General features: G+C 65.7%; 20 protein-coding genes and 2 pseudogenes. 11 read left to right on the forward strand and 11 right to left on the reverse strand.

Features of this window, described 5'->3' with window-relative positions; translation table 11 throughout:
* Nucleotides 1-517: 517 nt before the first annotated feature.
* On the forward strand, nucleotides 518-847 hold the full coding sequence (locus tag G3M62_RS19100; RefSeq protein WP_165189885.1) for a hypothetical protein: 330 nt from the start codon (nucleotides 518-520) through the stop codon (nucleotides 845-847).
* A 103-nt stretch (nucleotides 848-950) separates the two neighbouring features.
* Here the strand turns inward: G3M62_RS19100 and G3M62_RS26995 are convergent.
* From G3M62_RS26995 to G3M62_RS19130, 7 genes and pseudogenes are all read right to left on the reverse strand, one after another.
* Nucleotides 951-1,237 (reverse strand): annotated as a pseudogene (locus tag G3M62_RS26995) (DDE-type integrase/transposase/recombinase); the annotation flags it as partial.
* Between the two features lie 143 nt (nucleotides 1,238-1,380).
* Nucleotides 1,381-2,763: an FG-GAP-like repeat-containing protein gene (locus tag G3M62_RS19105; protein WP_205691904.1), complete on the reverse strand. Its 1,383-nt coding sequence runs from the start codon at nucleotides 2,761-2,763 to the stop codon at nucleotides 1,381-1,383.
* Between the two features lie 345 nt (nucleotides 2,764-3,108).
* Nucleotides 3,109-3,279, reverse strand: a pseudogene (locus G3M62_RS19110) (IS6 family transposase); the annotation flags it as partial.
* A 90-nt stretch (nucleotides 3,280-3,369) separates the two neighbouring features.
* Nucleotides 3,370-4,107, reverse strand: a complete 738-nt coding sequence (locus tag G3M62_RS19115) for an RHS repeat-associated core domain-containing protein (protein ID WP_484482921.1) — start codon at nucleotides 4,105-4,107, stop codon at nucleotides 3,370-3,372.
* Between the two features lie 273 nt (nucleotides 4,108-4,380).
* A complete protein-coding gene (locus tag G3M62_RS19120; protein ID WP_165189891.1) occupies nucleotides 4,381-4,593 on the reverse strand; it encodes a DUF2293 domain-containing protein in 213 nt (70 codons plus the stop codon).
* Nucleotides 4,594-4,772: 179 nt separating this feature from the next.
* On the reverse strand, nucleotides 4,773-5,063 hold the full coding sequence (locus tag G3M62_RS19125; RefSeq protein WP_165189893.1) for a hypothetical protein: 291 nt from the start codon (nucleotides 5,061-5,063) through the stop codon (nucleotides 4,773-4,775).
* A gap of 98 nt (nucleotides 5,064-5,161) precedes the next feature.
* Complete coding sequence (locus tag G3M62_RS19130; RefSeq protein WP_165189895.1) at nucleotides 5,162-9,466, reverse strand: RHS repeat domain-containing protein; 4,305 nt, start codon at nucleotides 9,464-9,466, stop codon at nucleotides 5,162-5,164.
* Between the two features lie 681 nt (nucleotides 9,467-10,147).
* Here G3M62_RS19130 and G3M62_RS19135 point away from each other — a divergent pair.
* From G3M62_RS19135 to G3M62_RS19155, 5 genes are all read left to right on the forward strand, one after another.
* On the forward strand, nucleotides 10,148-10,474 hold the full coding sequence (locus tag G3M62_RS19135; RefSeq protein ID WP_246263324.1) for a hypothetical protein: 327 nt from the start codon (nucleotides 10,148-10,150) through the stop codon (nucleotides 10,472-10,474).
* A gap of 52 nt (nucleotides 10,475-10,526) precedes the next feature.
* The gene (locus G3M62_RS19140) at nucleotides 10,527-11,771 is read left to right on the forward strand and encodes a TolC family protein (RefSeq protein ID WP_165189899.1); all 1,245 of its coding nucleotides are present in this window, start codon (nucleotides 10,527-10,529) and stop codon (nucleotides 11,769-11,771) included.
* The gene (locus tag G3M62_RS19145) at nucleotides 11,768-12,922 is read left to right on the forward strand and encodes an efflux RND transporter periplasmic adaptor subunit (protein ID WP_165189901.1); all 1,155 of its coding nucleotides are present in this window, start codon (nucleotides 11,768-11,770) and stop codon (nucleotides 12,920-12,922) included. The genes G3M62_RS19140 and G3M62_RS19145 overlap by 4 nt, the downstream gene beginning before the upstream one ends.
* A gap of 2 nt (nucleotides 12,923-12,924) precedes the next feature.
* Nucleotides 12,925-16,107 carry an efflux RND transporter permease subunit gene (locus G3M62_RS19150; RefSeq protein ID WP_165189903.1) on the forward strand — a complete coding sequence of 1,061 codons (3,183 nt, stop codon included), beginning with the start codon at nucleotides 12,925-12,927 and terminating at the stop codon, nucleotides 16,105-16,107.
* A gap of 90 nt (nucleotides 16,108-16,197) precedes the next feature.
* Entirely contained in the window at nucleotides 16,198-16,431 is a 234-nt protein-coding gene (locus tag G3M62_RS19155) for a MerR family transcriptional regulator (protein ID WP_165189905.1), read from the forward strand.
* A gap of 547 nt (nucleotides 16,432-16,978) precedes the next feature.
* Here G3M62_RS19155 and G3M62_RS19160 read toward each other — a convergent pair.
* The 4 genes from G3M62_RS19160 to G3M62_RS19175 all read right to left on the reverse strand — a co-directional run bounded on the left by G3M62_RS19160 (nucleotide 16,979) and on the right by G3M62_RS19175 (nucleotide 21,175).
* Nucleotides 16,979-17,743, reverse strand: a complete 765-nt coding sequence (locus G3M62_RS19160) for a SapC family protein (protein WP_165189907.1) — start codon at nucleotides 17,741-17,743, stop codon at nucleotides 16,979-16,981.
* A 35-nt stretch (nucleotides 17,744-17,778) separates the two neighbouring features.
* Nucleotides 17,779-20,166 (reverse strand): filamentous haemagglutinin family protein, encoded by a 2,388-nt coding sequence (locus G3M62_RS19165; RefSeq protein WP_165189909.1) that lies wholly within the window; start codon nucleotides 20,164-20,166, stop codon nucleotides 17,779-17,781.
* Nucleotides 20,106-20,690, reverse strand: a complete 585-nt coding sequence (locus tag G3M62_RS19170; RefSeq protein ID WP_165189911.1) for an STN domain-containing protein — start codon at nucleotides 20,688-20,690, stop codon at nucleotides 20,106-20,108. Before G3M62_RS19170 ends, G3M62_RS19165 begins: the two co-directional genes overlap by 61 nt.
* Nucleotides 20,691-20,806: 116 nt before the next feature.
* Nucleotides 20,807-21,175, reverse strand: coding sequence for a hypothetical protein (locus G3M62_RS19175; protein WP_165189913.1), 369 nt, complete (start codon nucleotides 21,173-21,175; stop codon nucleotides 20,807-20,809).
* Nucleotides 21,176-21,475: 300 nt separating this feature from the next.
* Here G3M62_RS19175 and G3M62_RS19180 point away from each other — a divergent pair, with 300 nt between their 5' ends.
* The 5 genes from G3M62_RS19180 (at nucleotide 21,476) to G3M62_RS19200 (ending at nucleotide 25,197) form a co-directional block, all read left to right on the forward strand.
* Nucleotides 21,476-21,640 carry a JAB domain-containing protein gene (locus G3M62_RS19180; RefSeq protein WP_165189915.1) on the forward strand — a complete coding sequence of 55 codons (165 nt, stop codon included), beginning with the start codon at nucleotides 21,476-21,478 and terminating at the stop codon, nucleotides 21,638-21,640.
* Between the two features lie 405 nt (nucleotides 21,641-22,045).
* Nucleotides 22,046-22,327, forward strand: coding sequence for an RcnB family protein (locus tag G3M62_RS26595; protein ID WP_246263325.1), 282 nt, complete (start codon nucleotides 22,046-22,048; stop codon nucleotides 22,325-22,327).
* Nucleotides 22,328-22,537: 210 nt separating this feature from the next.
* The gene (locus G3M62_RS19190; RefSeq protein ID WP_165189919.1) at nucleotides 22,538-23,761 is read left to right on the forward strand and encodes a dipeptidase; all 1,224 of its coding nucleotides are present in this window, start codon (nucleotides 22,538-22,540) and stop codon (nucleotides 23,759-23,761) included.
* 65 nt (nucleotides 23,762-23,826) lie between these two features.
* Nucleotides 23,827-24,495, forward strand: a complete 669-nt coding sequence (locus G3M62_RS19195) for a lysozyme inhibitor LprI family protein (RefSeq protein WP_165189921.1) — start codon at nucleotides 23,827-23,829, stop codon at nucleotides 24,493-24,495.
* A 6-nt stretch (nucleotides 24,496-24,501) separates the two neighbouring features.
* Nucleotides 24,502-25,197: a lysozyme inhibitor LprI family protein gene (locus G3M62_RS19200; protein WP_165189923.1), complete on the forward strand. Its 696-nt coding sequence runs from the start codon at nucleotides 24,502-24,504 to the stop codon at nucleotides 25,195-25,197.
* The last annotated feature ends 12 nt before the right edge of the window (nucleotides 25,198-25,209 follow it).

Below are 25,209 nucleotides of genomic sequence, written 5' to 3' on the forward strand. Positions count from 1 at the left end.
CGGCGTCTTCAAAGTTGCAGCGCCAAGTAGACCCGAAGCGCCCGGGTCGTTACCGTTGTGACACCATCGCCTATGAGCTCAGCAAGACGTTCGCCGCATCATGTCAGGATCCTCTCCGAACGCGCTTGACGACACTCGGATCACAACCGTCTCGGCGCTGGCGGCCTTGAGTGGCCATGCCGTGATCATCTTGGGGGCGCTGTGGCTTGGCGCCCAAAGCCGAACCATCGTCGTCCCGCCCGGCGTGGTCGGGGTCACCCTGGTCAGCGGCGCGCCAGGCGGAGCCGCGGCGCCGGCTCTAGCCACTCATGCGACAGCCACATCTGCGGCGCCCACTGTGGCTTCGCAAGCTCCCGCCCCGGACGCTTCTAGCGGCGAACGCCTCGATCGCCTCATCGCGCCGGACACCGCCACCCCCCCCTCGACCTCAGCGAAAGCCGAGCGGTCGTCCGCCAATAGCGAGGCGGATGCGGCGACAGCCTTAAGCGCCTCCGGGTCCAGCCGGGCCGACCGGGGGTTGGGCCAGGGTGAAAGCGCCGAGGGCGTCGACCTCTACGCCGCCGCGTCCCTGCCGAACGTGGGCGCTCGCCCCGCCTCACCGCCGGCCGGCGATCTCTGGAAGAAGGTGGCGCCGTGCTGGCGCCCAGCGGCGGCACGCAAAGCGACACTCTTGATCGAGCTTGGTCCCGACGGCCATCTGGTCGGCCTGCCTAAGGCCGTCCGCAAGATCTCCGCCCCCGCCGATCCGCAACTGCTGCTCGCTGAACGCGCCGGTGTCCGTGCCGTGCAGGCCTGCGCGCCTTACGAAGATCTGGCTGACCGGGCTTGGCGGGTGACGTTTCCGTAGAACGGAGTTTGGCAGGTATGAATTTTCCGGCTCGGCCCGCTCTCGTGCAATCGACTTGAGACGGTAGAGGTCGCTGAACTTCAGTTCTTTCGACGCAGCGGCGGTCGCGCCGGCGTTGCACCACAAGGCCGAGAACCTCGCCCACGTCGTCGACGGCGCGCCACAGTCACATGCGCCTGCCACCGACATCGCAAACCGTCTCGTCCAGATGCCAATGCGGTGACCGCGCGGGCTGCCACTGCTTCAGGTTCCGGGTGATCTGTGTTCCGAACTTGAGCGTCCAGCAACGGATGGTCTCGTAGCTGACCTCGATGCCACGTTCAGCCAGCAGTTCCTCGACGTCCGGGAGTTCAGACTGAAGCGGAAACGAACCCAGACAGCGTGGCGGATAACATCGACGAGGAACCGGGGACGCTTGAACGAAAGGGCGCGCCTGCCGCGCTCCTCTGCCCTGGCAGCTGTTGCGGGCCCAGGCGCCGAGCCCGTCGATCAACACGACATGGCGGCGATTGGCCCGACGGCGCCGGACCGTCCTATCTTGGAGACTCGAATAGAGGGGGCGGCACTGTCCCGGAGAGTGAGTTTGCAAGACCGGGGATCGGTTGGTCGCTTACCGGCCCAGTGTACAGATCCGATGTCGTTGGCAAGGTCATTGAAGGCTGCTCGGCAGTGGGGGCCTGCGCCGCCGCCATCGGGAAGATGTTTGTCGTCGCCGATTTGGTCGAGTTGGTTGCTCTGAGCACAGCGACGCTGGGGACGCGTTCCAGGTAGACGCCGTCAGGAGCAATTCCGAGCAGGTCGGGCTTGCCGTCGCCATCGACGTCGCCAACGAGACGAGGCTGCGTCGCCTGCGCGCCCCACCCCATCCCAGAAACGAATTTTGTCGTATAGGCCTGCCACATCGCGAACGTTCCGTTGGGCTGACCCGCCGACACATAGACGTAGTTGCTGCCGAAACCGACAATATCGGCCAAGCCATCGCCCGTTACGTCCCGCACATAGCGGGGGTAGGTGTTGAAGTCCGTCCACCCGCCTGTCGCCTGGCCAAAGCCGGCGATGGCCTTGAAGGCCGTAGCGAAGGTGCCGTTGGCCTGCCCCAAGGCGACATAGACGCCGTCCGATGCAAAGCCGACGAGGTCGGGATATCGATCACCATTCACATCAGCCACCGTACGGGGCGTCAGGTTCTGACTTGTCCATCCCTGCGAGCTCGTGAACTGGGTGCTTGCGGCCGTCTCGACACCAAAGCCACCCGACGATTGCGCCAAGGCGACCCAGACATAATCGCTGGCGATGGCGATCAGGTCGGCGTGTCCGTCGCGATTCATATCCGCCATGAAACGGGGGAGCGTGTCCTGGCTGGTCCAACCACCGTTGTATCCAAAGCCGTTCGCGGCTTTGGAAGCAGTTGCGAATGTGCCGTCCGCCTGGCCCAGGCCGACATAGATTCCGTCATTGGCAAAGCCGACGATATCGGCTTTGCCGTCGCCATTCACGTCCGCCGCCATGCGTGGAAAGACAGTGTTGCTCGTCCAGCCAAAGGCCAAAGTCATACTGGTCGTCGCGGTGACAGGATAGGCGAAGGCGCCATTGGCTTGGCCCAGCGCGACGAAGACATAGTTGCCGCCGAAGCCGATTATATCGTCGCGGCCATCGCCGTTCACGTCGGCCAAAAGCCGTGGATTGACGACTTGGTCAGTCCAGCCGCCAGACGCGGCGCTAGATCCGAAATACGGACTGGCCCGCGCACCCGCCCGCACTTGGATGCGATTTCCTGCCGCATCATAGGTGTATGAAACGGTCTCGTTCGCGCTGGAAACCGAAATGAGCTGACCTTGCGCGTCATAGGCGTATTCTGTTGTTGCCTGAGCTTGCGCTGTGGTCGCCACAAGCGCCATCAACGACAAAAAACGCAATGGTCTCATCGGGGTCATATCGGACGCGCCAAATCAGCGCTCGGAAGCAGCGGAGCAATCGTACAAAACCTGCGCATACCCGCAGCGCCCTCTCTGTGCATGGTCAAGCTTGATTACACCCAGACGCGAAACTCGCGATACGGTTCAATGAACGTTGAGAGATTTTCCTGATGAGATGCAGGGCCTGAGGATTGTCAGGTTGATTCGCTCGGGCGCAATTATTCCCGAGCAGCCGCCGCCTCAAACGACTGCTCCGCTCCAGATGCGCATAGCTTCGCCGCGGAACCGGCGAAGGGTCTGGCGACGGTGCGGGTCGCCGGCGCTGCAGTCCCTGGCGATCTGCAGGCCAAACTTGATCGTCCAGCAGCGGATAGTCTCGTAGCTGACCTCGATTCCACGCTCCGCCAGCAGTTCCTCGGCATCACGGCGGCTCAGGGTGAAGCGGAAATAGAGCCAAACAGCGTAGCGAATGACCTTGGCCGGAAATCGGTGACGCTTGAAGGATAAGGCACGCATGGCGCGTCCTGCCGCTTCCAACAAGTCCCGTCCAGCTAGAGCTGCCTCGCAGCACTTCAGTGCGATCGGGTCGTTCCCTACATAGGCGTACTAGTTCAGACCCGTCCCATACCCAGTCGGATCAGTTTGTAGAAACCGTCCCAAGGTCGGCGAGTAGATGCGGGCCTTGTAGTTGTAGAGATCGCCCAACTCCGGCATTCGCATCTGGCCGGTGTACCCGAAGCGCCCCGGGTTGCCTGAGCCGATGCCGTACTCATCATAACTGTTGGGAGTCTGGGCCGCGCCCGTGGCGTCGCTGGACGAGACGATCGAGCCCTGGGCGTCCGACATCAGCCAGCGCTTCTGGGTCAGGTCTGCGCCCTCATAAGTGATGATCGGATCGTCGGCCCCGGGACCGTTGACATAGCGGCGCAGGAGCAAGCCGATGCCGCCATATTCGGCCACCACGTCGACGTCATCGTAGGCGAAGTAGACCGACGCGCCGCTGACCGGAATGATCGCCGACAGCCGCCCCAGCGGGTCGTAGAGCAACTGACCGTCGCTGGTCGAGATCAGGCGGTTTTCGATGTCATAGGCATAGGTCTTGGCGCCGCTGGAGGTCAGGTTGCCTCGGGCGTCATAGCCATAGGCCTCGCTGGCGGTCCCGACGCTGCTGGTCACCTGGTTGAGGCCGTTGACGCCATAGCTCCGGCTCGATTGGCTCCCGCTCCAATCATAGAGCGCCGAGTTGGCGCTGGCTCGTCTGATGACCTGGTTGGCCGGATTGTAGTCGTAGCTCCAGGTCTGGTCCTGCGCCGTTCCGGCCAGGTCATGCGTCAGGGTCTTCAGCCGTGAGGCGCCGTGACAGCTGGCGGCTCAGGAACCGCGCCTGACCGGCGCGCCCAGCGTCATCCACAACTTGTTCAACCTCCCCCAGATCCCCTCCGGGCAGATGATCGATCAGTGGCTCACTAGGCGGCGACGCGCTGCGCTAGCTGATCGCTACGCGCCTCGCCGCCGGTCCGGGAACAGAGCGTAGAGGGGTCAATTTTGGACGCCGATCGGGGGTCAGTTTTGAACGCCGTTTGACAGCCCCGACCATGCCGAGCCCCTGCCAGGCCGCTAAACCGGTGCCTCGCACGGTGGATCAGCAACCACGCCCCGGCCGCCACGTGGCGTCGCCCAGCCGGCGATGATCGCCGCCACCTCGGGCCGGACGATCAGCAGCGCCTCGTCACGCGTCATGCCCGGGATCCGCAGCAGGCGGGCGTAGTCGGTGAAGGCGTGGCGGACGTGGGCCTGAGCCACCAGACCGAAGGCCTGGCCGATCGTCACCGGCTCGCCCCATTCCCGGGGCCGCCAGCAGCTCGACCAGGTGCGCCAGGACCTCGGGCGGGCAAAGGCCGTGCCTGGCCCTCACATGCCCCTCCACGGCCGCGCGCGGAAAGCTCGTGCAGCCTCAGCCGACCTTCACCACCACAAACGCCGTCATCTCCCCCAGTTACGGCGCCCTGTCACCGTACTCCCGCTCTCCGCTTGACCAGTAGGCCGCCCAACAAACAAAGACAGACCACAAACGCCGCCGGCGTGGTGAGAGCTTGGTACCAAGCAGCAAGTTCCCAATAAATATCAAATTCTCTTATTTTTAGCCAATCAACTTCCAACCATCGAACAAAGTTAATATTGATTACTACAAATAAATAAGAAAGAATAGTTGATATAATTAACATTATCCACAAGTTCAGCCTCTGATATATCCCATTTATCCCATATATGACACCAGCAGGAATAAAAACGATCAGCATTGTACTCATCTCTCCTAGAGATGAATCTACAATATGTAAAACAGTCTCGATTGCCAAAAACAAAAGTGGCGACGCAAGAGCGGTCAAATGTCTCTTTTTCATTTCGCTATACCGTCCACATGACCCGGATTGCAAAACATTGGATACTTATCACAAGAAAATACTGAGGGCTGACCTCGGCCTTCGCCGGACGTCGGAAATTTCATCTCGCTCCATGCAGAAGATTTTTCCATAAATGAAACGCTATCAGATGGATTGACAGTGTCCGGAAAAGATATGCCGCCAGCAACCAGAGCGTCGTGAACAAGATCACCACAGTTACACCAAGCCACATTATAGGTTTTGAGAAGTTCCTGATGCGCCGCATCCATCATCTTAGCATCCTGCGTGCCAGACGAAGCCACTCTGTAGGCGGTATCGTATCTACGGAACAGATTATCCTTCTTTAGGAAATCGTTAAGCGATCCCTTGAACTTAGCAGTGGTGTACTTTGGCGGCCCTTGGGCAGCGTTGCGCTTGTCCAAAGAGCCATCTTTGGAGAAATACTTCCACCCCCCCTTATCACTGCCTATAATTATCGCCTGATGGTCAGCCCTCGGGGCCCACCATGGGCTGAAGCGATCATTTAAGACAATGGCGTCTCGTCCATCGGCATCGACTTTATTCAGAGGGTCATTGCCCACATAAGCGTACCAGTTGAGCCCATCGTCATAGCCTGTGGGGTCGGTTTGTAGAAACCGTCCCAAGGTCGGCGAGTAGATGCGGGCCTTGTAGTTGTAGAGATCGCCCAACTCCGGCATTCGCATCTGGCCGGTGTACCCGAAGCGCCCCGGGTTGCCTGAGCCGATGCCGTACTCATCATAACTGTTGGGAGTCTGGGCCGCGCCCGTGGCGTCGCTGGACGAGACGATCGAGCCCTGGGCGTCCGACATCAGCCAGCGCTTCTGGGTCAGGTCTGCGCCCTCATAAGTGATGATCGGATCGTCGGCCCCGGGACCGTTGACATAGCGGCGCAGGAGCAAGCCGATGCCGCCATATTCGGCCACCACGTCCGAGCCGTCGTAAGCGAAGTAGACCGGCGCGCCGCTGACCGGGACGATCGCCGACAATCGGCCCAGCGGGTCGTAGAGCAACTGACCGTCGCTGGTCGAGATCAGGCGGTTTTCGACGTCATAGGCATAGGTCTTGGCGCCGCTGGAGGTCAGGTTGCCTCGGGCGTCATAGCCATAGGCCTCGCTGGCGGTCCCGACGCTGCTGGTCACCTGGTTGAGGCCGTTGACGCCATAGCTCCGGCTCGATTGGCTCCCGCTCCAATCATAGAGCGCCGAGTTGGCGCTGGCTCGTCTGATGACCTGGTTGGCCGGATTGTAGTCGTAGCTCCAGGTCTGGTCCTGCGCCGTTCCGGCCAGGTCATGCGTCAGGGTCTTCAGCCGTGAGGCGCCGTCATAGCCGTAGCGCTGCTCGGTCCCGTTGGCGTAGTGCAGCATCGCGCGGCGACCCAGGTCGTCATAGGCATAGGTCGCCAGGTTGACGGACGTGCCCGCCCCCTCCCAGATCCCGGTCAGCTCGCCCAAGGTATCGTAGGTGTAGGTCAGGGTAGCGTTGTTGGGGTAGGTCACCGAGGTGCGACGACCGGCCTGATCGCAGGTGGCCCCAACCCCGTAGCTGGAGTTGGGCGCGCCAGGACTGACCCGGGTGACCAGGCAGCCCAAGGCGTCGTAGGTCATCGTGGCGATATTGACCTGGCTGGCGCCGGTGGGCCCCACGGCGATCTGGCGATCCAGGTTGTCGTAGCCGTATGTGATGTCGGGCCAGGCGTCGGGTAGGTCCTTCAGGACCATTCGGCCGAGCGCGTCATAGCCAAAGCCGATCGTCTTGCCGTCGCGCCGCCGCCAGCTGGTGCGGTTGCCCGCCTCGTCGTAGCCATAAGTCTCGTAGTCGCTGCTGGAGCTGCCCCCGCCCGAGGCGTTGGGATAGCGGACACTGGCTAGGCGATCGAGCGCGTCATAGGCGTAGGTCGTCAGGTTGCCGTTGCCGTCGGCGACCGTCTGCTCCTGGCCGTTGAGGGTGTAGGTGACGGTCTTTTCCACCCGCGGCGTGGCGCTGAGATAGCCGGAGGTAACGCGGGTCAGCCGGCCGATCGCGTCATATTCGCTGTAGGTGATGCGGTCCTGGCCATAGGCTCCCGCCGTGCTCGGGTCGCAGGCGGACAGAGGCAGGCTGGAGAACACCGCCGGGTTCATCCGCATGGCCTGGCACTGCGGGCGTCCCAGCTGGTCGTAACTGACTTGGCTGATGTTGCTGGTCTCGCCAAAGCCGACATTGACCACCATGCGCGGGCGCGCCTGGTCGTCGTAATAGGTCTGAACGCTCTGCAGCGAACCAAAGGTGGCAAGGCCGATATCGCTCGGGCTGGAGGCCTGGCCGTGCTCCACCAGGCTGACCTGGCCGTCGGCCCGATAGGTTGTCTTGGTCGCCCGGGCTTTCAGCGGTCCGGCGCCGTCCGGATCGGGCGTCACCTCGGCGATCGGCCAGCGCGAGGCGTCGTAGGCCGCGCGAGTGGTGTCGTCCGCGCCTGGTAGCGGCCCATCGATCGCCACCACGTCGCCGCGATCGTTGTAGGCATAGCTGGTCGTCGCCGACAGCGCGCCATTGCCCGAGCGCACGGTCTTGGACAGCAGCCGCACATTGTTGGGCTGGGCGCTGTCTTCGTAGCTGTAGGCCGTGACGACCTCGTCGGCCGTGCCGATGCAGGCCGGCGCGGCCCCGGCCATGCAGGTCGAGACCCGGGTCACGCGCCACACCGGCGCGGCCGCCGCCTGCATCACCCCGTCTCGCACGTACCTCGCGGTGAACTGACCGTAGGCGTAACGGGTCTGGGGCCGAACCCCATTGGCCGCCGCCGGTCGCGTCACCGTCAGCACCCCGCCGTGCGTGGCGTCATAGGTGTAGTCGGTCTGGTTGGCGCGCGCGTCCCGCACCCAGTCGAGTTGATCGCAGACATTGGCGTGGCAGGTGTAGGCCGCGCGCACGACGGTGGCGCCGGCCACCGCCGTCACCTCCGGATCGACGCCGGCCGGCGCGCCTTTGGGAAGGCTCCACTTGGCGATGACGTTGCGATAGCCGTCGAACTTGTAATAGTCGCGATTACCCTCGGGGTAAGTGATCTGGACCAGCTTACCCTTGCCCAGCAGACCCTGATCGTCGCCGACATACTGATAGGTGGTGATGCGACCCAAGGCGTCGGTGTCGCTGAGGATGTGGCCGTTTCCGGTGCGCGACTTGACCACCCGGACATGACCTTGCGGGTCAGTGGTCGTCGTCGTCAGGATACCGTCGATCGGCGCGTTGCTCGAATCTCGCGTGTCCACGACATAGGTGTAGCTGTAGGTCCAAGTCGAGACGCCGTCGGTGAACGACGTCACCCGCGCCACTTGATCGTCCGTGGTGATGTTACGGCTGTAGGTTCGCGGCTTGTCGCCAGTGGGGTTACGGAAGCTGAAGCCACCACCCTGTAGAAGAACCCGCCCAAGATCGGCCTGGTTAGCGTAAGTCGGGCCAGCGCACGCGCCGGTGTCGCAGCCGCCGTTCTTGAGATTAGCCGCCGCTGGAGAAAATGCCGCAAAAGCGCCGCCAGCCGAACCGACCAGGGCGTAGCCCAGGCTGCTTTCGACCTTGGTGTTTTCGCTGCCGTCCCGGGTGAAAGTCAGAACCTCGCCAGTTGGATATTTCAGGCTGGTGATCAGACCGATCGGCGTGCGGTTGTTTGTGACCCAGGTGCGGTTCTCGAACATCGCCACCCGGCCGTCCGGCGCGGTGTAGGTGATCACCGAGCCCGGATAGGACCAGCTTCCGACGGAGTCCCCGACGGGCGTGCAGCAGCCACTGGTCGGGTTGCCGCGGAAAGTCATGCTTTCGCCCTGCAGCACCAGGTTGGTGAAGACAGAGTGCCCGTCGTCGGACAGCTGGAAGTAGGAGTTCATCGACCCGCGGGCCGTGCCCGAGAAGTACGAATTGCTCGTCGCCAGCCCGCGCGCGCCGCCGCTGCCGATGCTGTTGATCGCCTCGCCTTGCGAATAGTCGCCGGTCAGCAGGTTCACGCCGTTGGCGTCGGTCGCCGAATAGACCGGGGGCCGGATGCCCGGCGGATGCGCCACACCGTCAGTTGGATCGGGCTCGGGCTGGAGATTGGCGACAGGGTCGGCGATCTTGGCCTTGACCAGGGCGGCGTCGCTCGCCTCGTCCGCCTGACCGTTCGTCGTCGACGCCTCGGCAGCCGGAGCCTCGACAACCGGAACGGACGCATCCTGCGCCCAGGCCCACGGCCCCGTCGCGCTCGCGCCAACGCACAGACACAGTAACGCCAACCGACGCATCGCAAGGGAACTAAGCTGGTGCGTCACAGGCAGGCCTCTTGAGAGGTCGAAATTATCAGGAACGAGCGATCGAAGATCACCGCAGCGCGGCCAATCCCGCGAGGCGTTGCATCAGTTCGTCAGCCTTCAGGGGCACGGAAGGCAGCAAGGTGGAGTTTTCGAACACCGCCAGGGCGGCCCGATCTCATCACCTTCTAGAAGCTTGAGCACAGTCGTCAACCTCGAGTGTATGACACTGCCGCAGACGCAAGTTCTGCCTCTCCCATCGGGGATCATCAACAACGAGTTCTATGTCGGTCGCATAGTCAGGAACCAGCGCGGACGAATGGAAAACCCCGACACCGGTCGCGCCGCGCCGCGCCGAGGTTCAATCCAGAGAGCGAGCGGGTAACGGCAGATGCGCCGCATAGGTGCGCAGAATTGAATGGGGAGGAGGGCTACGCCTACGCCGCAGCCTTCTAAACTACGCTTTCCGTCAGCGGCCGATCGGGGGGGGGCCGCGAAGGGTCATGAACGGACCTTCAGGTAGGCCGCTACGCAGACTAAACGGACCTTGGGCCTCCGCCGGAAACTGGACATTCGGCTGAGGCGCTTGGCCGCGCTCTCGCCTGCTCTGTAATCATGTAACGCGTTCTCAAGTTCGCCCCCTGAAGCTATAGAGCGACCATGCGTCCAGCGATGACATGGTGGCGGAACCTGGGTGGCCTGATGACCGCCTGCGTTCTGGCGCTGCTCATCGTCGCGCCCACGGTCAGCATGGCGACCTGCCTATGCGCCGATGACGCGCCCGTCGTCGGCATCCAGACAAGCATTGCCACCGTTCAGGCCGTCGAAGGTGACCAGCCGGGCGACCGCGCCCCCTGTGAGGCCGCGTGCTGCGTGAGCGGCCACTGTCATCATGGCGGGGCCATGCTCGATACGGCCGTCGCGGAGGTCCCTGCCCTGGCTCCCGCCGCGCCTGAGCACGCGCTGGCGTCCGTCCAAGTCCTCGCCTCCCGCGCCCTCTCCGGCCTCGACCGACCGCCTCGCGCCTGACCGATCCGCGCGCCTTTCGCGCGCCGTCGCTCATCCTTCGCGAGGAACCTTTATGTCATCGAACCGATGGCCGCTGCGCGCGGCCTTGGTCTGCGCCACTTCCGGGGTGTTCTGCACATCCGTCGCGGCCCAGATCGCCCCGCCTTTCCAAGTCCTGCTGAAACAGGCCCAGGCCTCCGCGCCGCGCCTGGTGCTTGGAGTCGCCGAAACGCGCGTGGCCGAGGGCCAGGCGGTGCAAGCCGCCGCCCGCCCTAACCCGACCCTGGGCCTGATGGTCGAGAACGCCGCCGGGTCTGGTCCCTACAAAGACTTCGACAGCGCCGAGACCACGCTGTCGATCGAGCAGCCGCTGGAGTTGGGCGGTAAGCGCGCGGCACGGACCTCGGCGGCCCAGGCCGATTTCGCCGCCGCCCAGGCGCGCGCCGCCTTGGGGCAGGTCGATTTCGCCCGTGACCTGGCGCTGGCCTACGTCAACGCCGAGGCGGCCCAGCAGCGCCTCGCCATCGCCAGGGATGGCGTCGATCTGGCCCAGGCCGACGCCAAGGCCGCCCGCCTGCTCGTCGACAACGGCAAGGAGGCTCAGGTGCGGGCCGTCCAGGCCGGGGCAGGATTGGCCACGGCTCACGCCGACTTGGCCGCCGTCCGGGCCGAGGCCGAGGCGGCGTTGGCCCGCCTGAGTGCGCTGATAGGTTCGTCCGAGACCTACATCGCCGTCACTGGCGGCCTCCTTAACGCCGTCCCCGCGCCGCCACAGCCAGGGCCGACCTTCAGTCCGGCCATCGCGGCCGCTCGTGCAGAGCGTGACGCCGCCGAGCGTCGGATCGCGGTGGAGCGCGCCCGTCGTGTTCCGGACCTCGCCGTCAGCTTCGGGGTCCGGCAGTTCCAGAGCGACGATTCCACGGCGGCCGTCTTCGGCATCTCCGCGCCCTTGCCATTGTTCGACCGCAACCGGGGCGCGGTCGCCGCCGCCACGGCCAATGCTCAGGCCGCCCAGGCCCGGCTGGCCATGGCGCAGGCCGAACAGGATGGCGACCGCCGCGCCGCGACCGCCCAGGTCGCCGCCGCCGGTCAGACCTTGGAAGCCTCCCGGCAGGCGGAAGGCGCCGCGTCCGAGGCCTATCGCCTGGCCCGGATCGGCTACGACGCCGGTCGCCTTCCCCTGTCCGAACTGCTGACCGCCCGTCGCGACCTGATCGCCGCGCGGGGCCGCGCCGTCGACACCAAGCTGGCGCGCGTCAAGGCGCTCGCCGACCTCGCCCGCGCCCAGGGCCGCATCCCCTTCGGAGATCAGCCATGATCGCTCGTCGCCATGTCATCGCCTCGGCGGTCGCCCTCATCGCCGCCACCGGCCTTGGATACGGAGCCGCCCAGTTCGTCGGAAGCCGCTCGGCTGCTCCGGCCCATGAGGAAGAAGGCGGCGAGCACGCGGAACACGGCGCGGCCGACCTCGTGCCCCTGAAGCTCGCCGACGCGGCGGCGGCCGGCGTCTCCGTCATCACGCCAGGACGCGGCGGCGGCGCGGACATCCTGTTGCCCGGACGGGTGACCCTGGCCGCAAACGCCCTGGCCGCCCTCGGCGCGCCGGTGTCGGGCACGGTGGAACGCGTTCACGTCTCGGCTGGTGCGAACGTCGCCGCCGGATCGCCTATCGCTACCTTGCGGAGCGCCGACGCCGCCTCCGGCCGCGCCAACCTCGATGCGGCTGGAGCTGGAGTAAAAGCCGCTCAGGCCGCCGCCAGCCGCGACCGCCGTCTCTTCGACGCCGGCGTCGTCGCCCGTCAGGACTGGGAAGCCAGCCAGGCCGTCGCCGAAAAGGCCCAGGCCGACTATCGCGCCGCCCAGGCTCAGGTTCGCGCCATGGGCGGGCCGGGGGCCAATGGCGTCACGGTTCTACGCAGCCCCATCGCCGGGGTCGTGACGCGGATCGAGACCCAGGTCGGCGGCTTCCTGACCCAGGGCGCGCTCGTCGCCGAGATCGCCGACCAGAGCCGCGCTGAATACGTTTTCGACGCCCCCGCCGCCGCCGCTGGCTCCATCCGGCTTGGCCAGGTGATCCATGTGCAGACGCCGGACGGTCAGGAAGCGCCGGCCACCATCAGCGCCGTGGCCCCGGGCGCGTCCGGCGGCAACACCGCCACCGTGCGGGCGACGCCATCGGGCAAGACCGCGCCGGTCGGGTCCGTCGTCTCGGCGCGGGTGATGACGGGAGCCGGCGGGAGCGGCGCGATCATCGTGCCCAGCGAGGCCGTCCAGACCGTCGAGGGCCGCCCGGTGGTCTTCGTGATCGAGGCGGCAGGCTTCCGTGCCAAGCCGGTGACGCCTGGCCGGGTCACCGCCGGCTCGACTGAAATCCTGCGCGGCCTGACGGACGCCGAGCGCATCGCCGGCAAAGGTGCCTTCCTGCTCAAGGCCGAACTCGGCAAGGGCGAAGCGGGGCACGAGGACTGACCATGCTTGCTCGACTGATCGACCTCTCCGTCCGCTTCCGCTGGATCGTCGCCCTGCTGGCCGTGGCCTTGCTGGCCTATGGCGGCGCCCAACTCGCCGGCCTGCCCATCGACGCGGTTCCCGACATCACCAACCGCCAGGTGCAGATCAACACCATCGCTCCGGCCCTCGGTCCCGAGGAGGTCGAGCGCCAAGTCACGTTCCCGGTCGAGACGGCCCTGGCCGGCATTCCCGGCTTGGTCGAGACCCGCTCGCTGTCGCGTCACGGCTTCTCGCAGATCACCGCGGTCTTCACCGACGCCACCGACCTTTACTTCGCCCGCAACCTGATCAACGAGCGGCTTCAAGCCGCCCGCGCCACTCTGCCCGAAGGCCTGGAGCCCAGCATGGGACCGCCGGTCACCGGGCTTGGCGAGGTCTATATCTGGACCGTCGAACTGGCGGGCCCGACGGCGCGGCCCGGCGCGGTCTATGTCACCCCCGAGGGTGACCGCCTAACCACCGACATCGAGAAGGCCACCTATCTGCGCACGGTCCAGGACTGGATCGTCGCCCCGCAGTTGAAGACCTTGAAGGGCGTGGCCGGGGTCGATGTGCTGGGCGGATATGTGAAGCAATATGTCGTCCAGCCCGACCCGGCCAAGCTATCGGCGTTCGGCATCAGCCTGCCGCAACTGATCGACGCCCTGGAACACGCCAACCGCGTCGAGGGCGCCGGCTACGTCCAGCGCGGCGGCGAGGCCTACATCGTTCGCGCCGACGCCCGGGTGAAGAGCCTGGGCGAATTGGCCGAGACCCCCGTGGGTCGGCGCGGGTCGGCGGTGATCCGCGTCTCCGACGTCGCCACCGTCGTTATCGGCCAGGCCCCGCGCCTAGGTTCGGCGAGCGAGGCGGGCCGTGAGGTCGTCATCGGCACCGCCTTGATGCTGGCCGGCGAGAACAGCCGCACCGTCGCCGCGCGGGTCGGCGACCGCTTGAAGGACATCCAGGCCAGCCTCCCGGCCGGCGTGGTGGTCAAGCCGGTGCTGGACCGCACCGACCTGGTCGACGCCACCATCCGCACCGTCGAGCACAACCTGGCCTTCGGGGCGCTGCTGGTCATCGCCGTGCTGTTCGTAGCCCTGGGCAACATCCGCGCGGCGATCATCACCGCCCTGGTCATACCCCTGTCGTTCCTGTTCGCCGCCATCGCCATGCGGCGGTTCGGGATCAGTGGAAACCTGATGAGCCTGGGGGCGCTGGACTTCGGCCTGATCGTCGATGGTGCGGTGGTGGTGATCGAGAACACCCTGGGCCGCCTGGCGCTTCGCCGTGGCGAACTGGGCCGGTCTCTGGACGCCCGCGAGCGCATAGAGATCGCCGCCTCTTCCGCCCGGGAGATGGCGCGGCCCGCCGCCTTCGGTCAGGCCATCATCCTGATGGTCTATGCGCCCCTGCTGGCCTTCGAGGGCGTCGAGGGCAAGATGTTCGGCCCGATGGCTGCAACGGTGATGTTCGCCCTGGCCGGGGCGTTCCTGCTGTCCCTGACCTTCGTGCCCGCGATGGCTGCCCTGCTGATCGGCGAACCCAAGGGGCATGGCGAGACCCGGGTCATGACCGCCGTCAAGGCGCGGTTCGAGCCGACCCTGCGCCGCCTGGTCGGCCGACCGGTCGCGGTGGCGGCGGGCGCCGGCCTGGCGCTGCTGATCGGCGTCGTCGCCTTCGCGAGTCTGGGCCGCGAGTTCATTCCCACGCTCGACGAAGGCGACCTGATGGTTCAAGCCTCTCGCGTGCCGTCGATCTCGCTGGAGCAAAGCCAGGCGATGCAGTTCCGGGTCGAAAAGACCCTGTCGGCCATGCCCGAGGTGGCCCTAGTGTTCACCCGCACAGGCACCGCCGAGATCGCCTCAGACCCCATGCCGCCCAGCGCCTCGGACACCTTCGTCATCCTCAAGCCACGCAAGGACTGGCCCGATCCGCGCCTGCCCAAGGCCGCGCTGGTTGAGCGCATGGAGGGTGCGCTCGCCAAGCATCTGGGCAACGCCTACGAGTTCACCCAGCCGATCCAGATGCGGTTCAATGAACTGATCGCCGGGGTCCGCTCGGACGTCGCCGTCAGCGTCTATGGCGACGACTTCGCGATCATGGACCAGACCGCCCAGAAGATCGCCAAGACCCTGCGTGGCGTGCGGGGCGCGGCCGACGTCAAGGTCGAGCAGGTCTCGGGTCAGCCGACCATCACGGCCACGGTGGACCGCACGGCCGCCGCCGCGCTCGGCGTCCACGCCAGCGACGCCGCCGACGCCCTGGCCATCGGCCTGGGCGGACGCGAGGCCGGCCATATCCTTGAGGGCGACCGGCGATTCGACGTCGTGGTCCGCCTCGACGAGCAGCGCCGCAACGATCCAGCCGTCATGGGGCAACTGCCGGTGATGTCCGAGGGCGCGCCGCCCGGCACGGCGGCGATCCCGCTCTCGACCCTGGCCCGCTTCGACGCCGCCGAAGGCCCCAATCAGATCAGCCGGGAGAACGGCAAGCGCCGCATCGTCGTCCAGGCCAACGTCCGAGGCCGCGACCTGGGCGGCTTCGTCGCCGACGCCAAGACCGCCGTACGCGATGAGGTTCCCCTTCCCGCCGGCTCATGGCTCGACTGGGGCGGTCAGTTCGAGAACCTTGAGCGCGCCTCGGCGCGGCTGGCGGTGATCGTGCCGGTCGTCTTCCTAGTGATCGTGATCCTGCTCTACTTCGCCCTGGGGTCGGCGGCGGAGGCGGCGCTGGTCTTCGCCTGCGTGCCCCTGGCCCTGGTCGGCGGGGCGGTGGCGTTGGCGTTGCGCGGCATACCGTTCTCGATCTCGGCCGCAGTCGGCTTCATCGCGGTGTCAGGCGTGGCCACGCTGAACGGCCTGGTGCTGATGCAGAGCATCAAGCAGCAGTTGACCGCAGGGCTGGGGCCGGTCGAGGCGGTGATCAGCGGCACGGTCAGCCGTCTACGCGCGGTCCTGACCACAGCCCTCGTCGCCATGCTCGGCTTCCTGCCCATGGCGCTCGCCATCGGCCCCGGCGCGGAGGTGCAGAAGCCGCTGGCCACGGTCGTCATCGGCGGCCTGCTGACTTCAACCTCGCTGACCTTGTTGGCCTTGCCGGTGTTCGCGGCCTGGCTGGCGAAGAGGGGGTGGATGAAGGCGGAGTCCGACAGTTCGACTTAGCGCCAGGTTGCGACCATTTTTCATCTCATAGGAGCTAGCACCCCGAAACGCCGGCCGATCGTGTCCGGCTTTACAAGTACGAGCGTTCGGATGGATTTGAAGTTTTTAACGACGGAAGAAGTGTCACAGCGCTATCGCGGCCTGATCTCGGTCGGCACGCTGGAGAACTGGCGGTTCCAACAGATAGGCCCCTCCTTCCTGAAAGTGGGAAAGCAGGTGCTCTACCCGGTGGAGGTCCTCGACGCCTGGGAGCGCTCAAACATGGTGACATGCAAGGCGTCAAAGGTCGTGGGCCGCCGACGCCTTACCTCGCCCGATATCTAGCGGCGAGGACGCACTTGGGTCTCGCCGCGCATTTCCCATCGAACGGCTCTCAACGTCGACACCTTAATCATCCACACAAAAAATGGCAGTAATTTTCGGATTCCGGTGGTCACCCGTTATATTTCATGAATTATCATGACCAGAATAACCCATCACTAGAACACTTCACCAATAACCAACACCAATTTGTTGCAACTATAGGCGAATTTTCTCCAAAATCAGCGACTTAAATACTGTAAATTATTGCTTCACAACCATCCAACGCTCATTCACGGGCATCCACTCACACCCACTTATAGGCGTGGCCATCGCTGATCAGGCATGCGGGTTACCTACCCCGGCGGCCTCAAAACCGAGCATAGCCACAGCCAAATGCCGGGCAATTCAGAGAGATAGCCGCCGGATACGTGGACTAGGTCCAAGACAGTCGCCTTTGACCAAGATGCGTCATGAGCTGCCGTTGGCTTACCTCCAGAAAGACGACGCTCCGGCTCAAAAAGACTCTCGCGATCGAGCCGTTCGAAACTAAGATCCGTCGAAGGAGCCGTCAGACTTCAACCGAGACTTTTGACGGCGCGATGACGGCCGCCGGGGTCTGTTCTCGGGCCAGAAGATCGACGAACCGCTCAAGCGAGGCCAGATGGAAGTGCACCAGGGCCAACCAGCCCTTGCGGTGCCAGTCCAGCACCACCGCGTCCGGCAAGGCCGCGAACCGGGCCTGGTCGACCACCTGGAAGCCGCCCAGGCTCAGGGGCTGGCCGCCCGCCGGCCGGGCGTCGGCCTGCTGGGCGATCAGCAGGTCGTGCTCGACCAGGGCCGCGCCGAAGGCCCGAGCCTGCAAGTGCTGAGCATGGAACTCGCGGCAAAAGGCCATGGCCCCCTCGGTCAGCGCCGAGGGCTTGCCGTCCTCGAACAGGGCGGCCCCGCCCTCCCCGCTCACGACGACCCGCTCGGACGCCATGTCGATCCCCAGAACCAGGTTGTCGCCGCCGGCCTCGATGAACACGAACGGATAACGGCGCACATAGGCGGGCGCACAGACCCCCTCGGCCCAGCGTCCGTCGGCGACGAAGCGGTTGCCGGCCCCCAGGCCCAGGATGGCCATGGGGAACGGCGTCTCGCCTTGCGAGAACACCACCGGATAGCCGCGAGCCGCCGAGGCGAACTCGACCAAGGTCAGCGGCGCGGCGTTGGTCTGGGCGGCGAAACCATAATCGCCGTCCTTCAGGCGCAAGGCCCCGTGGGTCAGGGCGTTCAGCGGCTGGGGGTCCTGGTAGAACAGCGGCAAGGGCCGCTGGGTAAGATCAGTCACGAAAAGTCTCCGTTACTTCAGTCTCAGCCCGCCGCTCAGCGCGCCGGGCAGTTGCGAGCGCTTGTCGGGCAATCGCTGGGTTCGGGACCAAAGCCATCAATGGTCACCGTGATCACCGACGGCCGTTCGTTGCGGCGGTTCTGCTGCATGGTCTGGACGACCTCCTGTACGGCGCTGGCCGCCGCGCTAGAGGAGTCGAGGTTGGCGCCGACATCGACCGCATTGGTCGGCACGCCGATCGTCGAGCCCTCCACCTGGATGTTGTCGGCGTTGGCCACGAACTGGGCCGCCACGATCAGATTGCCAGCCACGCGGATGCCAGCATCGCCGGCGTCCACCGTGCCGCGCGGCGCCACCAAGGTGACGGTCGGCTTCGGATCGCCCGGCTGACCGGCAAAGGCGGCGATGCCCGCGCCGGTGACCGTGCTGGAGGCGTCAACCCGGCAGTAGAAGTCCGTTGAGCACAGGAAGTGCACTGGCTTGATCTCGCTTGAGGTCTTGCTGCCCTTGCCGGCGCTGATGTCGCCGTTCGACGACCAGATCGTCATGTCCCCCCCACGCTCGGTGAAGACACGGCTCTGCGCCAGCAACAGCGAGCGATCAGAGAAGATGTTCACCGCCCCGGTTTCCCAGGCCAGGATGCCGAGCGCCTCCGGCCCGATGCCCGTCTTGCCGGGCAAGTCCGGCACGTAGGGCGGCGAGGAGGTCGAGCCAACAAGCAACTGGCCGCCCGGGCCCATGATGTTGATGTCGCCGCCCATCTGGGTCTGGATAGTCGAGCCACGGATGTCGAGATTGCCGGTCGGGATCAGGGTCGCCGCGCCGTTGACGCCGCCTTCAAGGTTGTTCTTCGTATAGCCCAAGGCCGACGGGAACAGAGTCTCGATGGCCTGATAGCCGCGGGCGTACTTATTGAAGAACGGGCTGTCCGGATCGTTGTAGTCGGCTCCCGTGACGGCGAGGATCTTGAAGAAGGTCTGCTCGACCAGCGTCTCGCGCTGCGCCTCCGGCATGGCCTGGAACGCGGCCCAAGCCTGATCGGCGGTGAGCGACGGGAGGGCGCCCTCCCCGCCCGCGCGCTTGTCGGTTTCGGCCTGGTATTTCGCCACCGCCGCGACCAGGTCGGCGCTGAACGACGGCAGGTCCCTATCCCTCGCCGCCGGATCGAGATAGGCGGCGGCGAAGGCGTTCCAGGCCACGCCCGACCCCGTGCCGAACAGCACCGAGATGTCGGCGCTCTGGCGCGGCAGATAGGCGTTGTAGAGGTTGCCTATCGTCTGGATGCCCGTGACCGGCATGTCGCGGCTCAACGGCCCCAGGTCGCGGCCAGCCTGGATGTCGAGCCGGCCCGGCCCGGCCAGCTGGATCAGGCCCGGCGTGACGAGGATACCGCCGCTCTGGTTCAGGATCAGCGGCAGGTCGATGATGTCGCGCCCGGCGATAATGCTGGTCACGTCGCCGTCGTTCAGGTTCTGGCCCAGGAACAGCAGATTGACGATGTCGCGGCCGGCGCGGATCTGCGCCGGTTTGGGCAACTGGAGAAGCATGTTCTGAAGATTGCGATTCAGGGCGGACTGGCTTGCGTTGGGACCGTCGATGATGTCCCCGGTCAGGCTGTAGATCCGTACCGGATCGGGATCGTCGGCATGAAGCAGGCCATCGATATCCGCGAGCGATGAAGCCGGTAACGCAGTGGGCGGAGGGATGACGTCACTGAAAGACGACAGGGGATTGAGGATCGACGGATATTTCGATGGCTTGTTTTCCGACAGGCCGAAGGCTCGGACCGTACCGGTGTTCGTCAATCGGATATCGCCGTCGGCAAGCAGGCTGAGCTGCCCGGTCGCCGAGGGATAGAGCAGGCCGCCGGAGAAGACACTGATGCCGCCGTTTAGCGCGTTCATCTCCAATGTGGCCGGCAGGAGAACGTTCAGGTTGTAGCCGCTGCCGGTATAGGCCCCGAAAAAAGCGCCCGGTGCGTTCAACGTATCGAAGCCGATATCGCCGGTCACGCTGGTGAGCCGCAGGGACGAAGCGGTGGTGTAGGGCGTCAGCGAGGTCGAGAACAGGAGGCCCCTGACGTCGCCAGGGTTTTGCACGCGACCAATATCGAGGTCGCCGCGCGCCGTCACCTGGACCTGCGCGTCCTGGACGCCCAGGATCGTCGACACTGGACCCGTGACTCCCAATGTGGTCACCGGTTTGTAGGTGAAGGATGGGCCGACGCCGCCGCCGGCGTCGATGCGGCCGGTCCCCTTGGCGACGAAATAGCTGCCGCCCAGGATGTCGCCGCCCGCCTCGACCAGCAGATCGCCGCCGCCAACCGTGTTGACGGTCCGGTTCAGACGGTCGCCCGAGCCGGTCAGATACCAGGTGGTCGGCAGCGAAACCGACAGCTCGCGAATGTCGCCGCCCGCCAGCACCGCTCATTGATCCAGAGATCGAACTGCACCTGGTAGATCCGGTCGGACGTCGCCGAATTCCTGGCCAGGGCCTCTTTCAGCGCCTGGCGAACCGCGTGGCCGTACCGGCTGAAATCCGGCCGATCCTCGCTGCCCGGCGCGACCTCCACATAGAGGGTGTCCAGCGCCAGGGCGCCCGATCTCTCGGACGACGGGCGCTCGGCAAACGCCTCTGGAGCGTCCGCGCTTCGCTCGATCGGCACGAGGGTGATGTCCAGCGGGCCCGTATAGCGCACCGTCAGATCCGACCCTTCCAGCAGCATGCGCAGCGCCGTCTCCGGTTTGAACACGCCCACGACCCTTTGCGAGCGACGCCCCTCGGCCAGGCGACTGTCGTAGATCAACTGTGCGCCGGTTACGACGCTGTAGGCTTCCAACGCCGGCCGCAGCGGCTGGCTTGGAATGTTGAACAGCCGCGCGACGTTGGATGAAACGGGTCGGTCGGAATCGACCGCCTTGGCCCCCGCGTCGAACGCCAGCAGCACGGCGACGACGGCGGACGCCGCCGCGCCAATGAATCGCGACCGCCTCCACGACCGTTCTCGACCGTTATGCCCGCCGCGAGTCAAAACCACACGGTCCCCACGCCTGCCGACACGCCTTAAGCTCCGAACGATCCGGCGACACGCGCGCGCCGCCTATGCCACGAAGCCACGAGCAACGCACCGACTGAATAGATGAACCGTGCCGCTCCATCCACGACAAGGCCCACGACGCCCTCTCCGACGTTGACGTCACCCTGTCGCTTTGCCGGCTCATCAGGGATCGATCGACCGATGTTTGGCAACGCTTCGTCCGCTTCTCGAAAAAGGCCAGCGTCGACCAGTTCATCAAGGCCGAGGACGGTTTTGTCCTGACCGAGTTTTTCGGCAACGAAGCTTACCATCGTCCCGTCGCGCTGCTCGGTCCCGAGCCCCGCAACATCAAGAACGGGCGGTTCTGCATCGGCCTGTCGATCGACCCGGAACAATGGGCCGCGATGAGCGACGACGATATTCGCGCCGAAGGTCGTGGGTCGCCGACGCCTAACCTCCCCCAATATCTAGCAGGCGAGGGCCCATGCCGCGTCGAACGATCGCCAGTCATCGACGCGGCCGCCTCCACACATAAAGGGTATTGAATTTCGAATTTAAGTGGACGATCGTTGAACACCATGAATGATCATGATCACCGCACGCAGCTCTGAAATACCGCATCAGTTACCAACCCCAATAAAGAGCGCCATCCGGGAAACTTATACATAAATCAATAACTTAAACTCTTATAATTATTGATCCATAATCACCCGTCCGGCGACCCGACGCCGTCGCGGCCCGACATCGAGATGACCAAGCAGATCGTCGAGGCCGGCAAGGCGCTGAAGATCAATGTCCACGACCACCTGGTGGTCGGCCGCGACGGCGTGGCCAGCTTCAAAGCCCTGAACCTGTTCTGAAGCGGCCTCTTCCCGATTTCGCCTCGCCGCCTATAGTCGAACCACAGCCGGGGGGCTTTTTGGAGGATTGCGATGCATCGGCGTCTTCTCCTGGCCTCGGCCCTGGGTCTTCTGATCCCCGGCGTCGGCCTGGCTCAATCGGGCGGACAACATGACAGGCCCGGCGGAGGGCAAGGCGGCGGCGGCCGTCCTCCAGGACAAGGTGGCGGACCGGGCGGAGGATCGGGCGGCGGCCGCCCGCCTTCGGGATCGGGTCCGCCTCCCAGGCCGAATCCCGGCGGAGGCCCGGGGCACGGCCCCGGTCCAGGCCCCGGCGGACCGCCGCCCAGGCCCACGCCCAGGCCCCCGCCACGTCCGCCCTCGGGCGGTCACCGCCCGCCGCCCGGCCCGCGCCCGCCGCCGCCCATGGGCCCGCACCGCCCCGGCGCCGGCCGTCCGCCCGGCTTCCGCCCGATCCATGGACCCAGCTGGCGCTATCCGCCGGGCTATCGCTATCGGCGCTGGACCATCGGGGTGGTGCTGCCGTCGCTGTTCCTGGCGCCGAGCTACTACTACGAGGACTATTGGCGCATGGGGCTGGAGGGGCCGCCCTGGGGCTATCGCTGGGTGCGCTACGGACCCGACCTGCTGCTGGTCGAGACCCGCACCGGACGGATCGAGGACGTGATCTACGGGGCGTTCTACTAGCGTCGCCGCGGCGAACACTTGCCCCCTACGGACCGCTTCGCGGTCGTCTTCCCCCACAGGGGGAAGAGGCGCGTTGTGCGGCGTCCTCCGCCCCCTATGGGGGCGGACAGACCGCGAAGCGGTCAGGTGGGGGCAAGTGCGTCGTCGCGCCTTGACCCCGCTCCGCCGATCCCCGAGCGTGGCCGTCGCACCCTTCGCGTCGGAGCCCAGATGTCCCGCCTGCTGACCATCCTCCTCGGCTCCGCCGCCCTGCTCGCCACCAGCGCCCACGCGGCCGACACGCCAGTCTCCAAACAAGACAGGGCCCTGCACGAAAGCGTGCTGACCCTCGACACCCACCTCGACACGCCCGAACACTTCGCCCGCAAGGGCTGGAGCATGGTCGACCGTCACGACGTCAAGGTGGACGGCACCCAGGTCGACCTGCCGCGGATGAACGCCGGCGGCCTGGATGGCGGGTTCTTCGCCATCTACACGGCCCAAGGCGCCCTGACCGCCGAGGGCTATCGCTTCGCCCGCGACTTCGCCCTGGAACGCGCCACCGAGATCCGCGAGATGGTCGCGGCGCACCCCGACAAGTTCGAGCTGGCCTACACCGCCGACGACGCCGCGAGGATCAACAAGGCCGGCAAGAAGTTCGTCTTCCAGAGCATCGAGAACAGCTGGCCGATGGGTGAGGACCTCACCCTGATGCAGACCTTCTACGCCACCGGCGTGCGCCTGGCCGGGCCGGTGCATTTCAGAAACAACCAGTTCGCCGACAGCTCGACCGACAAGCCGATCTGGCACGGCTTCTCGCCGCTGGGCCTGCGCTGGCTGGCCGAGGCCAACCGGCTGGGCATTGTGATCGACGTCAGCCACGCTTCCGATGACGTGGTCGACCAGGCCGTGGCCCTGTCGAAGGTCCCAATCATCGCCTCGCACTCCGGCGCCAAGGCGATCTACGACCACCCGCGCAATCTCGACGACGGCCGGCTGAAGAAGATCGCCGACGCCGGCGGGGTGATCTGCATCAACTCGGTCTATCTGAAGGACACGCCCACCAGCCCCGAACGCAAGGCCGCGTTCCAGGCCTTGGGCAAGGTTCCCGACAGCGAGACGGCGAGTGAAGCCGAGATCGTCGCCTTCCTGAAAAAGAAGGCCGAGATCGACGCCAAGTACCCGCCGGTCCGCGCCAGCTTCGAGGACTTCATGGCCAGCCTGCTGCACACCCTCAAGGTGGTCGGGCCCGAACACGTGGGCGTCGGCGCCGACTGGGACGGCGGCGGCGGGGTGATCGGCTTCGAGGACGTGGCCGACCTGCCCAAGGTCACCGCCCGCTTGAAGGCGGCCGGCTACACCGACGCCGACGTGGCGGCGATCTGGGGCGGCAACGTGCTGCGCGTGGTGCGTCAGGCCCAGGACTACGCGGCCAAGCAAACCGCCGCGAAGTAGGACGCACTTTCGAATAACGTCGTTCTCGGATAGCCTCTCCCGGCGTCGCTGGGAGGGGTTTCCACATGATCCGTGTCGCGTCCTGGGCCAGCCCCATCCTGCTTGGCATGGCCACCCTGCTCTGGCTGGCCGCTCCGACGACTGCTTCGGCCGCCAGCTTCGACTGCGCCAAGGCGGGCACGCCGACCGAAAAGGCGATCTGCGGCGACCCGGCGGTCTCGAAGCTGGACGACCAGGTGGCCACCGCCTTCAAGTCCGCCCAGAGCCTGTGGCCGGCCGGAAACTGGGCGAGCTATATCCGCACCGAACAACGGCAATGGCTGAAGGACCGCAACGCCATCTGCAAGGCCGACGTCGCCTGCCTGAAGCAGGACTACACGCGACGCCTGAGCTTCCTGACCCATCCCGGCCTGAAATGGATGGGCCGCTACGTCGCCGGGCGCTGCCCCAGCGACGGGGTCTATCTGGACGTGGCCCAGAACTATCCCGACGTCGGGATCGGGGTCGAGCTCTACCTCTGCCCCGATCCGAAGGGGAACATGTTGCTGCAGGCCGACGGGGTGGTCGACGCCTCGGGCAGGCTGAGCTTCGAGGACGCCGGCTGCCCGCGCACCCTGACCTTCACTCAGGACACGGCGACCCTGTCCGCGCCCAAGACCGAGCGCTGCGCCCTGGGGACCGACGAGACCGTCTTCCGCCGCGATCCGGCCAAGTCGCCCTATCTGTCGGAGTAGACTCCCATGACCCTTTTTGGGACCCGTCTTGTCGCCGTCCTCGCCGGCCTGTTGCTGATCGTGCTGGCATCGCCCGCGAGCGCCGCCAGCTTCGACTGCGCCAAGGCCCGCTCCAAGGTCGAGAAACTGATCTGCAAGGACCCGCAGCTGTCGCGCCAGGACGAGGACCTGGCCAAGGCCTATGCGGAAGCTCAGAAGCTCTGGGACGGTCAGATCGCCGCCTATGTGAAGCTGACCCAGCGCGGCTGGGTGGGCTCCCGGGCCTTGGAGACGCCTGGCATGAGCGGGGGCGGAATCCTTTGCGAAGACGACGAGACGGCCCTGCCCTGCCTGCGGACCATCCACGCCGACCGCATCGCGGTGCTGAGAAACCCGGGCTTTCGGCTGAGCGGGATCTATGCGCGCGGCCAGGATTTCCTGCGTATCAAGGCCACGCCGACCGGCCTGGACTTCGCCTACCAGCTAGCCGACGCCAAGGCGAGCCAGGGCTTCACCGACGACACCGCCCCGGTGAAGGTCGCGGTCGGTCAGGATGTGGTGAGCTTTCCGCTGACCGGGACGGGGCCAGACGCCTGCCGGCTGGACGCGGCGTTCACGGCCGACACGGTCGTGCTGACCCAGAGAGGCCCCTGCGGCGGCGCGAAGCTGGGCGGCTGGTGGAAGCGCGACCAGACGCGGGATCCGGAAGCGGAACTCTTCTGATCCCGCTCATCC

The sequence above is a fragment of the Caulobacter soli genome, from assembly GCF_011045195.1.
Lineage (GTDB): Bacteria > Pseudomonadota > Alphaproteobacteria > Caulobacterales > Caulobacteraceae > Caulobacter > Caulobacter soli.